Source organism: Butyrivibrio sp. NATIVEDY162 (assembly GCF_045999815.1).
Classification (GTDB): domain Bacteria; phylum Bacillota; class Clostridia; order Lachnospirales; family Lachnospiraceae; genus Butyrivibrio.
The window spans coordinates 616,322-631,647 of sequence record NZ_CP172573.1 but is presented as its reverse complement, the minus strand read 5'-3'; the positions used below and the strand labels follow the sequence as shown (position 1 = coordinate 631,647).

Sequence of the window (15,326 nt, the reverse complement as noted above, 5' to 3'; positions counted from 1 at the left end):
ATGGCAAATGAGATTTATAAAAAGGTTAATGACTGTGTAGAGGCTATAAGAAAGGTAACAGACTTTAAGCCCAGAGTTGCTATAACACTTGGATCGGGCCTTGGAAACTATGCTGATCAGATAGATATAAAGTGTGAGATTTCATATTCTGACATTCCGGGATTCCCTGTTTCTACAGTACCCGGACATGCAGGGAAGTTTATTTTCGGATATGTTGGAGATGTACCCGTTGTCTGCATGAAGGGAAGAGTTCATTTCTATGAGGGCTATGACATAAGTGATGTTGTTCTTCCTGCAAGAGTAATGAAAATGCTTGGAGCAGAAATTCTGTTCCTCACTAATGCTGCAGGTGGTATTAATTATACATTTGATGCAGGTGATCTTATGCTTATAAATGATCAGATTTCCGTATTTGTCAGAAATCCGCTTATTGGACCCAATATTGACGAATTTGGTACAAGATTCCCTGATATGTCCTGCGTATACGATAAGGAGCTTCGCGAGATAATTCTGGAGACAGCTCTTGAGAATAAGATTCCGCTTAAGCAGGGTATTTATGCTCAGCTTACAGGGCCTTCTTTTGAATCTCCGGCTGAAATCCGCATGCTTAGAAATATGGGAGCTGATGCTGTTGGTATGAGTACTGTAGTTGAGGCAATAGCTGTAAGACATATGGGCATGAGAGTCTGCGGTGTTTCATGTATCAGTAATCTTGCGGCCGGCATGCTTAATGAGCCTCTTTCGCACGAAGATGTTCAGAAAGCAGCTGATAAGACAGGTCCTTTATTTGAGAAGCTTGTTACTGAGTGTGTAAAAAAATTCTAATAAAAGAGATTGGAGAAGCCATTAATGAGAATAAGATTCTATAATGCCAAAATTCTCACTATGAGAGAAGGACAGGATATCTTTAAGGGTGAGCTCTGGGTTAGTGATGATAAGATTATCTACTGCGATACTACTGAGCAGGTTGAGAACTACTATAAGGAAAATCCCGGCTCAATGCTTGTATTTGACAGAGAAATTGATTGCAAGGGTAATCTTTTGATGCCGGGATTCAAGAATGCTCATACTCATTCCGGTATGACGCTTTTAAGGTCAAGAGCAGATGATCTGCCTCTTTCAGACTGGCTTAATAAACAGATATTCCCCGTTGAAGCAAAGCTGACGGCAGAGGATATTTATTATCTTACAAAGCTTGCAATACTTGAGTATGTAAGTGGTGGTATTACATCCATCTTTGACATGTATCTTACGCCTGAATCAATAGCTGATTCCTGCAGAGACGCCGGTATGAGATGCGTTCAGGTGGGAGCTGTCAATAATTTTAGTCAGTCACCTGAGCTTGTTGAAGAGATGTATAACAAGCTTAACGGAAGGGATGCTTATAATTCCTATATCCTTGGCTTTCATGCTGAATATACCTGTAGTAAGGAGCTTTTGGAAAAAATAGCAGATCTCTCTCATAAATATAAGGCACCTGTTTTTACACATATTTCTGAGACTGCAGGAGAGGTTGCAGGCTGCAGGGAGAGATATGGAATGAGCCCTGTGGAGTTTTTGGACAGTCTTTCCATGTTTGACTATGGCGGAGGCGGATATCATCTTGTTCATACAGACGAGAAGGATATGGATATATTGAAAAAACGCGGGATGTATGTTGTCACGAATCCCGGGTCAAATACAAAACTTGCCAGCGGCATAGCTCCAATAAACGATTACTTAAAGAGAGGCATTCCCGTTGCTATAGGTACTGACGGGCCGGCAAGTAATAACGCCCTTAGTATGTTCAGGGAGATGTTCCTTGTAACAGGCCTTGGAAAGCTCAAGGAAAATGACGCTGCCTGCATAGATGCCAATGAAGTCCTTAAAATGGCTACAGTAAATGGCGCTCATGCAATGGGACTTAATGATGCGGATGTTCTTGCACAGGGTAAGCTTGCAGATGTGATTATGATCGATCTTAACATGCCAAATATGCAGCCGATAAATAATATCTGCAAGAATATTGTTTACAGCGGTGATACATCAAATGTTGTAATGACCATGATCGGTGGTGTTATCAGATATGAAAAGGGCGAGTACAACATTGGTGAGAGCCCTGAAGATATTTATAAAAAGGCTAATGAGATTAAACAGAGAATAGACAAGGAATTGTAATTTCGGAGAGAGTATGACATCAGGTTTGATTTTGGGGATTATTGCAGCATTTATCTTTGCTGTATTCATTATTGGCTACAACAATAATAAAATCGAAGAGAGGAATTTTAAAAAGAAGTGCGCAGACGAATACGGTGCTGCGCCTTCGTCTCGTCTAAGGAAACATAGGGGAGAGCCGGGTGGATATTTTAAAGTAAATAAGAGCTCTTTTTATCTTGATGATATTACCTGGAATGACCTTATGATGGATGATGTATATGACCGCATAAACTATTGTGAGACTTCTTCCGGTGAGGAATATCTGTATCATATCCTAAGGTGCCCTCTGATAGAAGAGACTAATAACTTTGCAGGCATGGAAAATAGCCTTGATTGTCTTAATGCTGATGCTGATGAAAGAATTAAGCTTAAAGAGAGTCTTCACAGGATAGGAAAGACTGGCAGATATTCGATTTGGGAATATCTGCCTATGATTGATAAGGCTGAACCGGGATCAAATTCAGTGCATTTGATAGTTCTGCTTTTATATATAGTCTCAATTGCAATAATGGCTTTTTATAGTTTTATGCCGGGCTTTTTACTTTTTATTATTCTGATAGCCTTTAATATAATTACATATTTCAGGGTAAAAGCAGGGATAGATCCGTATATTACAACTTTTTCTTATGTACTGAGACTTATAAGAGGAGGCGAAGAGCTTTGTCGTTCTAAGTCTTTGGCTTTTTCTGATGAAATAGTAAAAATAGCAGAATGCGAAGAAAAGCTTAAAAGCTTCAAGCGCGGCTCCTGGATACTGATGTCAGGGGGCAAATATACAGGATCTTCCAATCCTTTTGATATCATTTTTGATTACGTCAGAATGATCACACACCTGGATCTTATCAAGTTCAACCACATGTATAAAAAACTAAAGAATGAGATTGGAAGTGTTGAAAAGCTGACAGAGATTATTGGTTATATAGATGCGTGTGTTTCTGTCTGCTATTACAGAGCTTCGGTTCAAAATGGATTCTGCATACCGGAATTTACAAATGAAGCTGTATTCGAAATTGAAAATGGTTATCACCCTTTGATGGAGAAGCCTGTTCCAAATTCATTTAGTGCAAAAAAAGGATTTCTCATAACAGGCTCTAATGCATCGGGTAAATCAACATTTTTAAAAATGTGCGCCATAAACAGCATTTTCGCGCAGTCAATTCATACATGTCTGTGTTCAAAATACAAGGCACCTCGCTATCGTGTATACACATCCATGGCATTAAAGGATGATCTTAAGCTTGGTGACAGCTACTATATGGTGGAGATAAAATCGCTAAAAAGAATACTTGATGCGGCAGGAGAATCAAACACACCTGTTCTTGCATTTATTGATGAGGTACTAAGAGGAACGAATACCATAGAAAGAATAGCGGCATCCTCTAAAATCCTTGAATATTTTGCAGATAATAAAGATAAAATAATATGCTTTGCTGCAACTCATGACGGAGAACTCTCTGATGTCCTTCATAATGCTTATGAAGTTCATCACTTTGAAGGAGAGATGAAGGATGATGATGTTATTTTTGACTATGCATTAAAAGACGGGCCTGCTACCAGGAGAAATGCCATAAGCCTCCTTAAGAAAATCGGTTACAATGAAAATATTGTGGATGAGGCTGAATCAATGGCAGCAAGATTTGAAGAAAAAGGAATTTGGAGTTTACGAGGTTAATATGAAGGTAACAATTTATTCAGACGGATCTGCCCGTGGGAATCCGGATGGTCCGGGGGGCTATGGTACAGTGATCCAGTATGTGGATGCTAAAGGCGTTCTGCATGAAAAAGAAATAAATGAAGGCTATGATAAAACCACCAATAACAGAATGGAGCTCATGGGGGCTATAATGGGGCTTGAAGCACTTAACAGGCCATGCGAGGTTGATCTTTATTCTGATTCGAAGTACGTTATAAGCGCGTTTAATGAAAACTGGATCAGCGGATGGCTTAAAAAGAACTGGAAAAAATCTGATGGAAGGCCTGTTAAGAATGTTGAACTTTGGAAGAGACTTCTTGAGGCCTCCGGTAAACATAAGGTTACATGGCACTGGGTAAAAGGCCACGATGGGCATCCTGAAAATGAGAGATGCGATCATTTGGCCACTTCTGCTGCTGACAGACCTTTTGCTGAACTAAAGCATGATGACGGCGGAGATTTAAGATAGGGCAATAATTGGTAAAAAGATAGCATGATATGATTTGTTTTTTTTTGATGTTGTGATATTATTTAATACGGTGTGAAATATTTTAAAAAATGCTTAAGAAAAATTCTTGAGCGGAATGGAGTGTATTATGAAATTCTTTTTGGATACTGCAAATGTTGAAGACATTAAGAAAGCAAATGATATGGGTGTTATCTGCGGCGTTACAACAAACCCTTCACTTATTGCTAAAGAGGGAAGAGACTTTAACCAGGTTGTAGCTGAGATCGCTTCTATCGTTGATGGTCCTATAAGTGGTGAGGTTAAGGCTACTACAGTTGATGCTGAGGGCATGATCAAAGAAGGTCGTGAGATCGCTAAGATTCACAAGAACATGGTTGTTAAGATTCCTATGACAGAAGAGGGACTTAAGGCTTGCCATACACTTGCAGCTGAAGGCATCAAGGTAAACATGACTCTGATCTTCACAGCTAACCAGGCACTTCTTGCAGCCAGAGCAGGCGCTGCATTCGTTAGCCCTTTCCTTGGAAGGCTTGATGATATCAGCACAAGAGGAACAGATCTTATTTCTGAAGTAGCTCAGATTTTTGACCTTCACGGCATTAACACAGAGATTATTGCAGCTTCTGTTCGTCATCCTATGCACGTTACAGACTGTGCGCTTGCAGGTGCACATATCGCTACAGTTCCTTATGGCGTTATCGCTCAGATGGTTAACCATCCTCTTACAACAGCTGGAATTGAGAAGTTCCAGAAGGATTACAAAGCTGTATTTGGTGAGTAATTTTCTGCTAATATATATGAATATTTTTATAGTTCATTTAAGAGCATCACTTTCGTGGTGCTCTTTTTAATTTTTTCCAAATTTTTTATATATGATTAATAGTTTTCGGGCGTCTGTTTTGATACCATTAATTGGGGTAAAAATTTTTTTTATAAGGCTGGTATGTATATGGCAGGAAAAGAAGTAGAGGGGCTTCCGCACGATTTATATCCAAAAGATGAATTTATAAAACTGGTGGACGAAAAAGCAGAAAATGGCGAATTATCTGCTTCTTTTTGCTGTGTGTACTTTACAGTTAAAAATTTCATGCAGTACTACATGAAATATGGCTTTGATGAAGGATATCAGCTTATTTCTTTTGTTGGCAATAAGATCAGAAATGCATTTCCTGTTGATATATGCTGTAAATTAGAGGATTCTACTTTTGCGGTTATAACTGATATTGATGATGTAGATACATTCATAACAAGAATTCAGAGGGATTTTGACGAAGTATATATTCATACCGGAATGGAACTACAGGCTGGTATTTATCCTATAGAACCTGACGATAAGAGCGCAGAAGATATTATTCAGAACGCAAACGTTGCCTGTGTAAGCGGAGAAGCCAAGACTGAAGGTATTTACATCTTTGACAGAGAGCATGTTGATAACAGCATTTTGATGCAGCATTATGTTGTTCACCATTTGGAATCAGCTCTTGAAAATGGCGAAATAATGATATATTATCAGCCGATATTTCATACATATTCAGGAAAAGTATGCGGACATGAAGCTCTTGCCAGATGGAACAATCCTGAATATGGTGCTCTTATGCCAAATGATTTCGTGCCTGTACTTGAAAATGCTAAGAAGATATATCTTCTTGATTCATTTGTGATTAAGCAGGTGTGCTCGGATCAGCGTGATATTATTGAAAAGACCGGCTTGAAACCGGTACCTGTTTCAATAAATCTTACAAGACTTGATTTTGAACTCTGTGATATGCTGAAAATTCTTGAAGATGAAGTTAAAAAGAATAGGCTTTCGAGAAATCTTATCCAGATTGAAATAAGTGAAGCTGAGATCACAACCGATAGAAAAGGAATAAAGAAAGAACTTGAGAGATTCAGAGATGCCGGATTTACTATCGTGTTTGATGATTTTGGCAGTGAGTTTTCATCTCTTCACATATTAAATGATATGCCCTTTGATGCAGTTAAGATAAACAGCAGCTTCCTGGAGGGATATACATATGATAAAAAGCCCAGAATTATGATGAAGAATGTCATAAACATGGTAAAGGAGCTTGGAATCCATACCATGATGGGCAGCGTTGAAGACGAAGAAATTCTTGAATTCTTAAAGCAGGCAGGCTGCGAGAAGACTCAGGGACACCTTTATAGTGAAGCTGTACCCCTCTGGTACTATCCTGAGGGCGGTTATCCCTTTGAATATGAGTCAGAAGAAGAGAGAAACTTCTACAGCGAGATTGGTAATGTAAACATTTTATCCCAGACACCTATAGAAGAGCATATTGATGAGGAGGAAGCAATATTCCTCAATCAGTTGCCACTTGCCATTTTTGAGCTTGATACCAAAAACAACATTAAGGTTCTTATGTACAGTAAGGACTTTAATGATATTTTCGAGCCTCTTTTTATAGGCGATGTGAGATTTATATATGATCTTTTTGATTCCCCGAGACATTCTCTCGGAAAGAATATTAAACTTCTTGCAGCTCAGTGCATCAATGATGATGAGATCCATACGCTTGAATTTGTTACAAGCAGAGGGTATAACAGGCTGATGCTTAGGCGCATCACAACCTCGGGGACAATAGGGAAAACAGCCATTCTTGCAATAGCTGAAACTATGTCTGAGGAAGATCCAAGCGCAAGAGCTGTTAAACTCAATTCACATCTGATGTTCCTGTATATGATCTATAACCGTGTTGATATTGTTAATCTTGATCTGGACACCTTTGAGACCGTATATGAGAACAATGCAAAGTTCACTCAGAAAATGAGCAAAGGAACATTTTCAAATGCTATTAAAAATTTTGCTGAAGAGGCAATTTACAATGAGGATAGAGAAGCCTTTCTCAATTTTTATAATGCAAAAACAATTAATGAACGGCTACGGGAGTTTAATTTTGACCATCTGACTGATTACTTTAGGACTAAGGATGCAAATGGCGATTATAACTGGCTTATGTATCTTATCATTCCTATTGTATCAGAGGGTAATACTATGTTTATCATGTGCTCAAGAAATATTGATGCCGAGCGTATGAGAAAGCTGCCGGATATAAGTCAGAGCGGATCAGAATATTATGACATGCCAAGTGATCCCACATTCCTGCTTCTTGCAAGCGATGCATTTACGGATACACTGGGCTATGGCTCTTTTGAACAGTTTATTAGAAATACATTTTATCTTGAAGCGAATCTGTCTGATGACAGAACTGTTTACATGCATCTTGGGCAAAGCGGTCTTATTTCTGACTTCGGCGAGACAGGATATATAGAGCTTCCTTTTAAAGAGGTTATGGACAGCATGCTTAATGCCCAGGTTATAGAAGAAGACAAGTCGAGAATGATAGACTTCTTTGACACCCAAAGACTTTTAAAGGAATATTATAGCGGAATTACTTCTGCCCATACTGTATGTCTTGAGATGACAGGGGCTAATGATATTCCAAGATATCAGTATTTCTGCTACAGAATGAGAAAATCCAGACAGGACGACAAGATACATATTTATATACTTAAATATGATATAGATCAGTTCAAGAGAACCAATGAAAGAATAAGATTCCTTGCCGAGAGAGACACCCTGACAGGGCTATATAACAGACTTACTATTGGAAGAATCTTTGATGGACTTATAAGTGACGATACAACAAAAAGCCTGGCAGTTGTACTTCTTGATCTTGATTACTTCAAACAGATAAATGACAGATTTGGTCATGATTGCGGTGATATGGTGCTAAAAGACGCAGCTGGCAGAATGACCAATAATCTTGGAGATGATTGCTATCCTTCAAGAATCGGTGGTGATGAATTCCTGGTTATTATAAGGAATCATTCGGATGCTGATGTTGATAAGCTTCTTAAGCAATTTTCAGAAGATATCAAGAGTGTAGAGTATAATGGCGAAGATGTAAAATATTCCATGTCTATCGGATATTCAGTATACCCGGGAGACGGAAAAGCGTATAATGATTTATATAGAAACGCTGATAAAGCTTTGTATTATACCAAAGAGAATGGGAAGAACAACTATTCAAAGTACAATGGGGAGTGGAGGTAAAAAGAATGTCCGGTAAGTATAATCTATGTCTTGATATAGGCGGAACCAAGATTCTTGGTGCCATATTTGATGAAAAGAAGGATATTGTTTACAGACTTAAGAAAAAGACTAAGGAAGCAGGGGATGATGTCGATAATGTCGAGAAAATGATAATCAGCGTCGTTGAAGATATGATCAATGAATCCGGCATCAAAAAAAAGGACATTAAGGCTATAGCAGCTGGAGCACCCGGAGTTATTGACCAGGGAGCCGGAATTATCCTTACTTCACCTAATCTTCCATGGACTGATTATGATATAAAGTCATCTATTGAGAAAAAATTCGATATACCTTTTTATATCGGCAATGATGTAAATGTCGGAGTACTTGGCGAATGGAAATACGGCGTTGCAAAAGGATATAAAAATGTTGTTGGATTTTTCGTGGGAACCGGTATGGGCGGCGGTCTTATTCTTGATGGCAAGATGTTCACGGGAAATAAATATAAGGCTGCAGAATATGGGCATATGATCCTTGATCCCGAAGGTCCGCTCTGCGGATGCGGACAAAGAGGCTGCCTTGAAGCATTCTCAAGTAAGAAGGGAATGAGTGCATATATATTGCAGCAAACAGCAAGAGGACGAAAGAACCTTTTGGCCGATACTATAGAGAATGGCGTATTTAAGAGTAAAAATCTGAAAAAGGCCATTGCTGCTAAGGACACTGTAACTCTGGAAGCAGTTGACAGGGCGTGCCATTACCTGGCTATCGCAACAGGCAATATGATAAATACCATAAGCCCTGATATTGTTGTATATGGCGGCGGGGTTATGGAGGCTGTAGGCGATTTCTTCATGGATAAGATTCTTGCAGAGGTGGACAGATATTGTATGCCTTCGATCAGAAATACTGTCGAGCTTAAGAAAGCAGCACTGGGAGATGATTCCAATATTTACGGTGCACTTGCAATGATAGAAGATATGTAATAAAAACCTGGACTTTATACAATAATGTGGGCTTTTTGTCACACGTAAAACTATAATAGTAGTAAAATGATATGACTGACCTGTATCTGAATGCAATAGTGTAATCGGATACAGGTTTTTGCATATATATTTTTATATTACAAACGGATATTTGATATAATGACTATTGAAAACAATAAAGGAGAGAAAAACAAAAATGATAGTAAAAATAAAAAAGCTTAGTGAAACTGCCACCATGCCTACAAGAGGAAGCTTTGCTGCTGCAGGCTATGATTTATATGCAAATGTAGATGCAGACACCAAAATTGCGCCTCATACTACAGCCAAAATCGGCACAGGACTTGCTATGGAAATTCCTGATGGATACTTCGGCGGAATCTATGCGAGAAGTGGAATCGCTACAAAAGAGGGACTTAGACCTGCAAATTGTGTTGGAGTTGTAGATTCTGATTATAGGGGAGAAATAATCGTTGCCGTTCATAATGACTCTGACATTGAACGTATAATTACTCCCGCTGAGAGAATAGCTCAGATTATTATTCAGCCCTATCTTTCAGTAGAATTTGAAGAAACTGATGAGCTTGGCGAATCAGAGCGTGGAGCAGGTGGATTTGGTTCAACAGGAAAGCAATAACTGCTAAAGGCAGCGTCCTTTTTTTCGTAAACAAATAGATTTAAAAGTGTTATAATAACAAGAGTGATTTTTTAATAAAACATAGATGCGGAGGGAATTTATGAACAATAAGCTGTATAAACTTATGAACTGGCCTGAAATTGAGGAGATTATCTACTCTGACGGAGATGATCCGCATCGAATCCTTGGAGCTCACAAGGTGGGCTCAAATCTTCTTATTCAGACTTTTTATCCTATGGCAGTTGAGATAGAAGTTGTTCCCGATTCGGGCACAAAGAAGTATAAGATGGAGCTGGCTGATGAAGCAGGTTTTTATGCTGTGCTTGTTCCTTACAAGGAAAATTTCAGGTATAAATACAGAATCACACTTGAAAACGGTGATGTTAAGGAAATAATAGATCCCTATAATTTCTCTGCAAGAATGGACAGAGAGGACTTTATAAAGTTCAATAGCGGTATTCATTATACTATCCATGAAAAGCTTGGAGCACACCTGATGGAGATTGATGGAGTTATGGGCTGTGCATTTGCGGTATGGGCTCCGGATGCAGCAAGAGTCAGTGTTATAGGTGACTTTAATGACTGGGACGGAAGAGTAAATCAGATGCAGCGTGTTGATCACGATGGCATTTTTGAGATATTTATTCCTGAGGCCAAGGAAGGTGACGGCTATCAGTTTGAAATAAAAACTAAGGGCGGAGTTACTTTCAAAAGACCTGATCCTTACGGTTATGCATTTAAGGATAAGGAAAATGAAGTATCCAAGGTTACTTCAATTAAAGAGATTAAGTGGACTGATGCTGCATGGATTAAGAACCGTACAAAGTTTAAGAGAGATACTGATCCGTTATCTATTTGTGAACTTTCACTTGATAGCTTTGCTGCTAAACATCAAAATCATGTTCCTGATTATGAGGAGCTTGCAAGGGACATTTTGGAATACGTTCAGGATCACGGCTTTAATGCAATCGAGTTAAAGCCTATTATGGAGCATATTCCAGGACATCCTTTTCATATCAACGGATTCTTTTCTATACAGAAGCGGTATGGTACTCCTGATGGCTTTATGAAATTTGTAAATATTATGCATGAAGCAGGTATCAGGGTTATTATGGATTTTGTTACCACATTTTTCCCTAAGCTTCAGTGTGGACTTAATGCCTTCGACGGACAGGCGCTCTACGAATATCCTGATCCGAGAATGGGTGTGCATCCCAGAACAGGTGATCTGATATTTGATTTTGGGAGAAAACAGGTTACGAATTTCCTGCTTGCAAGTGCTCTGTTTTGGGTTGAGACCTTCCACCTTGATGGATTAAGGGTGGCTGATATAGCTAAGATCCTTTATCTTGATTATGACAGAAAGCCGGGGCAGTGGATTCCGAATATATACGGTGGCAATGAAAATCTTGAAGCAAAAGATTTTTTATGTAATTTCAACTCTGTTGTAAAGACTGCTTATCCCGGAGTTTTGACACTTACCAAGGAAACCTCATGCTGGCCCAGAGTTACTGGTGAAATTGATGATGGCGGTCTGGGCTTTGACTATAAGTGGAATAATGGCTGGACAAAAGACTTTTTGGATTACATTCAAAATGATCCGCTATTCAGATCCGTTAACCATAACGAATTGACATTTTCACTTGTATATTGTTATACGGAGAGATTTGTTCTCGCCTTTACTCATGAGGAGATAGGCAAGGGGCTTGAAGGACTTTATGATCTTATGCCAGGTGATTCTGCACAGAAGATGGCAGGTGTCAGACTTGCCATATCATATCTTATGACACATCCCGGTAAGAAGATGATTTATATGGATCCTAATGAACTCAGTATAGATAATGCTGTTTTCCTTGAGAACATGATCCATTCACTTAATGAGATATACTATAATAGGCCTGCCCTTCACCAAATTGATATTAATGACAGCGGATTTGAATGGATTAATTCCATGGCTGCAGAGGAATGCATGATGTCATTTATGAGAAAGGGAGAATCTGAAAATGATCTGCTTGTTATAGTTGTAAATATGGCCGGCGTAGACAGAACCTTTGAGGTTGGTGTTCCGGCAGATGGTAAGTATTATGAGATATTCAACTCTGATGATACCTGCTACGGCGGAAGCGGAATGGTTAATCCGGGAAGAATTGAAGCAGGATTTACAGAGGCGGATGGAAGACCTTATTCTATACCGATAAAAGTTGCATCCTCATCACTTGCTATTTTCTCATATACTCCTTATACAACACAGGAGAAGAAAATCAGAAAGATCCGTGAGGAAGAAGCAAATAACAAGATGCAGGAGCGTGAAAGAACTTTAAGAGAGCTTAAGAACAGGCAGGAAAAGGAAGAGGCTGAGCTTCTGAAAGAACTGCATGAGCGCTATGAGAAAGAGCTTGCTGCACAGGAAGAGGCTATAGAGAAGAAATACGAACAGATTGAAGAGGAACGCATTTCAAGCATTGTTTCAGAAGCAGCTCTTAAGTCTATATCCGGAAAGAAGAAAACTACAAAGGCTTCTGCGGGAACCTCGTCAAAGAAGACTACTGCAAAGAAGACGACTTCCAAGAGCGGAGCAACAAAGAAGGCTGCAGGTACTGCAAGGAAGGGGTCTTCAAAAAAGACAGAAAATACTACAGAAAAGAAGGAAGAAAATAAATAATGAATATCATGTTACCACCTATGATGCTTACTGCTACTGCTGAAACTGCTATTGAAACCATAGCTGAGGTAACAGGAAACGAAAACTTAAAGCCCGGGGTGATCCAAAACTACTTAAAGGATCTCCCGGATAAGGCTTTTGCAATGCTGGTTAAGGTTGTACTTGCCATAGTCATACTTGCAATAATGTGGCAGGTAATAAACGGCATTACAAGTATAGTTGACAAGTCTTTAAGAAAAACAAAAATCGAAGACGCCACTGTAAAATTTCTTGCTAAGGTTGTAAAGGTTTCACTTGATGTTTTCCTGATTTTTTCGATTGCTGCCGCATTTGGAATGGACACGGCAAGTATAGTGGCTCTCCTTGGTTCAGCAGGTGTTGCCATTGGTCTTGCAGTTCAGGGAACACTTTCAAATTTTGCAGGCGGAATCCTTATTTTGCTGGCAAAGCCATTTAGAGTGGGAGATTATATCGTTGTAAACGGAGCAGGAATAGAGGGCTCTGTAACCGAAATATCCCTCATTAACACAAGAATGCTTACTGCTGACTACAGAAGAATAGTTGTACCGAATGGTACACTTGCCTCGGCTACCATTACCAACAATAATGGTAATACCATGAGGATTCTGGATACTATGATCGGAATTTCGTACAGTGCTGATATAGATAAAGCGAGAGCTGTTGCGACAAGAGTTCTTGATGCAAATGAATTTATATCTGATAAATACGAAAAAACAGTTTATGTTGATGAACTGGCAGACAGCAGTGTTAACCTGAGAGTCAGAGGCTGGGTTAAACCTTCTGATTATCCCAAAGCAAAATGGTCAATGAACGAAGCCTTAAAGAAGGCATTTGATAAGGAGGGCGTAGAAATACCTTATCCTCAAATGGATGTTCACATGAAATGATTGTTTTTTTGCTTGTCAAAGTTGAGGCAAATAAGTATAATGATATCTGTGCCTTTTTGGTGCACAGATATTTGCTGGAATAGCGCAGTTGGTAGCGCAACTGATTCGTAATCAGTAGGTCGAGGGTTCAAGTCCCTTTTCCAGCTTTTTAATAAAACTTTACAAAACTCGTGGTTATTTCCACGAGTTTTCTATATTCTCATAACTTGAATTCACTTTAACACTATGATAAGTTAAAGTAATATTTATAAAAAATTGTATACATGCATTCAAAAAGGAGAATTGCTATGGCGCAGCTATGGGGTGGAAGGTTTGAAGGCGAAATAAATGAACTGGCGTGGAAGTTCAATGCGTCCATATATTTCGACAAAAGACTTATCAGGCAGGATGTTCAGGGGAGTAAAGCTCATGTGACAATGCTTGCAAAGCAGGGCATCATAACTGATGAGGAACGTGATTCCATAATTGACGGGCTTACTTCAATAATTAAGGATGTTGAGGATGGCAAGCTTGAGATTACGGATAAGTATGAGGATATACACAGTTTTCTTGAGGCTAACCTTATAGACAGAATAGGGGATGCCGGTAAAAAAATGCATACGGGCAGATCAAGGAACGATCAGGTTGCTCTTGATATGAGACTTTATATCAGAGAAGAAGTAAAGAATACTGCCAATGCACTGTATGATATGCTTGATACATTAAACAATATCATGAAGGACAATCTGGGTACTTACTTGCCGGGATTTACTCATCTGCAAAAAGCGCAGCCTGTTACACTTGCTCATCATTTAGGTGCTTACTTTGAGATGTTCTACAGAGATTCACAAAGATTAATGGATGTATTTACCAGACTTAATTTTTGTCCTCTTGGAAGTGGCGCTCTTGCCGGTACTACATATCCGCTCGACAGAGAATATACTGCAGAGCTTCTTCACTTTACAGGACCGACGTTCAATAGTATGGACTCTGTTTCTGACAGGGATTATCTGATAGAATTTTTATCTTCACTGTCTATGATCATGATGCATCTTTCCAGATTTTCGGAAGAAGTAATCATATGGAATTCAAATGAATATAATTTTGTTACCATTGATGATGCATACTCAACAGGAAGCAGCATAATGCCGCAGAAAAAGAATCCTGATATAGCAGAGCTGGTAAGAGGTAAGACAGGAAGAGTTTATGGAGCCCTGAATTCTCTGCTTGTGACCATGAAAGGGATTCCGCTTGCGTATGATAAGGATATGCAGGAGGATAAGGAGCTTAGCTTTGATGCAATAGATACTGTGAAGAGCTGCCTTGTTTTATTTACAGATATGCTCAGAACAATGCATTTTAACAAGGATCAGATGGCCAAAAGTGCCATAAGAGGTTTTACCGACGCAACAGATGCTGCTGATTATCTTGTTAATAAAGGTGTACCATTTAGGGATGCTCATGGTATTATAGGAAAAATAGTTTTGCAATGCATTGAAAAGGAATGTGGAATATCTGATCTTTCCATCAGTGAGCTAAAGGCATTTGCTTCTGAGTTCGATGAAGATATATATGATGCAATAAGCCTTAAGACCTGTGTTGAAAAAAGGCTTACCACCGGAGCTCCCGGACCAAAAGCCATGGAGAAGGCAATTGCCAGAAATGATAAGAGATTAAGAGCTTTTTGGACAGGCACGGACAGCTTTAAAACAGAGTGAGATATTTAAAAGTTTATATAAAAAGAG

At 39.1% G+C, this 15,326-nt stretch carries 11 protein-coding genes and 1 tRNA gene; all 12 read left to right on the top strand.

The genetic code is table 11. The annotated features are described in order from the left end of the window. The 12 genes from ACHCNF_RS02590 to argH all read left to right on the top strand — a co-directional run bounded on the left by ACHCNF_RS02590 (window position 1) and on the right by argH (window position 15,299). On the top strand, window positions 1-825 hold the full coding sequence (locus ACHCNF_RS02590; RefSeq protein ID WP_408071239.1) for a purine-nucleoside phosphorylase: 825 nt from the start codon (window positions 1-3) through the stop codon (window positions 823-825). Between the two features lie 24 nt (window positions 826-849). Next, on the top strand, window positions 850-2,157 hold the full coding sequence (locus ACHCNF_RS02585) for an amidohydrolase family protein (RefSeq protein ID WP_408071238.1): 1,308 nt from the start codon (window positions 850-852) through the stop codon (window positions 2,155-2,157). Window positions 2,158-2,170: 13 nt separating this feature from the next. After that, window positions 2,171-3,868 carry a MutS-related protein gene (locus ACHCNF_RS02580; protein WP_408071237.1) on the top strand — a complete coding sequence of 566 codons (1,698 nt, stop codon included), beginning with the start codon at window positions 2,171-2,173 and terminating at the stop codon, window positions 3,866-3,868. A 1-nt stretch (window position 3,869) separates the two neighbouring features. Continuing rightward, complete coding sequence (rnhA, locus tag ACHCNF_RS02575; RefSeq protein WP_408071236.1) at window positions 3,870-4,358, top strand: ribonuclease HI; 489 nt, start codon at window positions 3,870-3,872, stop codon at window positions 4,356-4,358. Window positions 4,359-4,485: 127 nt separating this feature from the next. Further along, window positions 4,486-5,139: a fructose-6-phosphate aldolase gene (gene fsa / locus ACHCNF_RS02570; protein ID WP_408071235.1), complete on the top strand. Its 654-nt coding sequence runs from the start codon at window positions 4,486-4,488 to the stop codon at window positions 5,137-5,139. A gap of 168 nt (window positions 5,140-5,307) precedes the next feature. Next, window positions 5,308-8,433, top strand: a complete 3,126-nt coding sequence (locus ACHCNF_RS02565) for a sensor domain-containing diguanylate cyclase (RefSeq protein WP_408071234.1) — start codon at window positions 5,308-5,310, stop codon at window positions 8,431-8,433. Window positions 8,434-8,438: 5 nt separating this feature from the next. Further along, window positions 8,439-9,398, top strand: coding sequence for an ROK family protein (locus ACHCNF_RS02560; RefSeq protein ID WP_408071233.1), 960 nt, complete (start codon window positions 8,439-8,441; stop codon window positions 9,396-9,398). Window positions 9,399-9,594: 196 nt separating this feature from the next. After that, window positions 9,595-10,032 carry a dUTP diphosphatase gene (gene dut / locus ACHCNF_RS02555; protein WP_408071232.1) on the top strand — a complete coding sequence of 146 codons (438 nt, stop codon included), beginning with the start codon at window positions 9,595-9,597 and terminating at the stop codon, window positions 10,030-10,032. 100 nt (window positions 10,033-10,132) lie between these two features. Then, the gene (glgB, locus tag ACHCNF_RS02550) at window positions 10,133-12,694 is read left to right on the top strand and encodes a 1,4-alpha-glucan branching protein GlgB (RefSeq protein ID WP_408071231.1); all 2,562 of its coding nucleotides are present in this window, start codon (window positions 10,133-10,135) and stop codon (window positions 12,692-12,694) included. Continuing rightward, the gene (locus ACHCNF_RS02545; RefSeq protein WP_408071230.1) at window positions 12,694-13,602 is read left to right on the top strand and encodes a mechanosensitive ion channel family protein; all 909 of its coding nucleotides are present in this window, start codon (window positions 12,694-12,696) and stop codon (window positions 13,600-13,602) included. The genes glgB and ACHCNF_RS02545 overlap by 1 nt, the downstream gene beginning before the upstream one ends. A 73-nt stretch (window positions 13,603-13,675) precedes the next feature. Further along, a tRNA-Thr gene (locus tag ACHCNF_RS02540) sits at window positions 13,676-13,748 on the top strand. A gap of 141 nt (window positions 13,749-13,889) precedes the next feature. Then, entirely contained in the window at window positions 13,890-15,299 is a 1,410-nt protein-coding gene (argH, locus tag ACHCNF_RS02535; RefSeq protein WP_408071229.1) for an argininosuccinate lyase, read from the top strand. Window positions 15,300-15,326 lie beyond the last annotated feature (27 nt).

What these genes read in the sequence shown, in the direction of transcription:
- ACHCNF_RS02580 (WP_408071237.1), top strand. Translation starts at nt 2,171, where the DNA reads ATGACATCAGGTTTGATTTTGGGGATTATTGCAGCATTTATCTTTGCT.
- dut (WP_408071232.1), top strand. Translation starts at nt 9,595, where the DNA reads ATGATAGTAAAAATAAAAAAGCTTAGTGAAACTGCCACCATGCCTACA.
- ACHCNF_RS02560 (WP_408071233.1), top strand. Translation starts at nt 8,439, where the DNA reads ATGTCCGGTAAGTATAATCTATGTCTTGATATAGGCGGAACCAAGATT.
- ACHCNF_RS02545 (WP_408071230.1), top strand. Translation starts at nt 12,694, where the DNA reads ATGAATATCATGTTACCACCTATGATGCTTACTGCTACTGCTGAAACT.
- ACHCNF_RS02585 (WP_408071238.1), top strand. Translation starts at nt 850, where the DNA reads ATGAGAATAAGATTCTATAATGCCAAAATTCTCACTATGAGAGAAGGA.
- ACHCNF_RS02565 (WP_408071234.1), top strand. Translation starts at nt 5,308, where the DNA reads ATGGCAGGAAAAGAAGTAGAGGGGCTTCCGCACGATTTATATCCAAAA.
- glgB (WP_408071231.1), top strand. Translation starts at nt 10,133, where the DNA reads ATGAACAATAAGCTGTATAAACTTATGAACTGGCCTGAAATTGAGGAG.
- rnhA (WP_408071236.1), top strand. Translation starts at nt 3,870, where the DNA reads ATGAAGGTAACAATTTATTCAGACGGATCTGCCCGTGGGAATCCGGAT.
- ACHCNF_RS02590 (WP_408071239.1), top strand. Translation starts at nt 1, where the DNA reads ATGGCAAATGAGATTTATAAAAAGGTTAATGACTGTGTAGAGGCTATA.
- fsa (WP_408071235.1), top strand. Translation starts at nt 4,486, where the DNA reads ATGAAATTCTTTTTGGATACTGCAAATGTTGAAGACATTAAGAAAGCA.
- argH (WP_408071229.1), top strand. Translation starts at nt 13,890, where the DNA reads ATGGCGCAGCTATGGGGTGGAAGGTTTGAAGGCGAAATAAATGAACTG.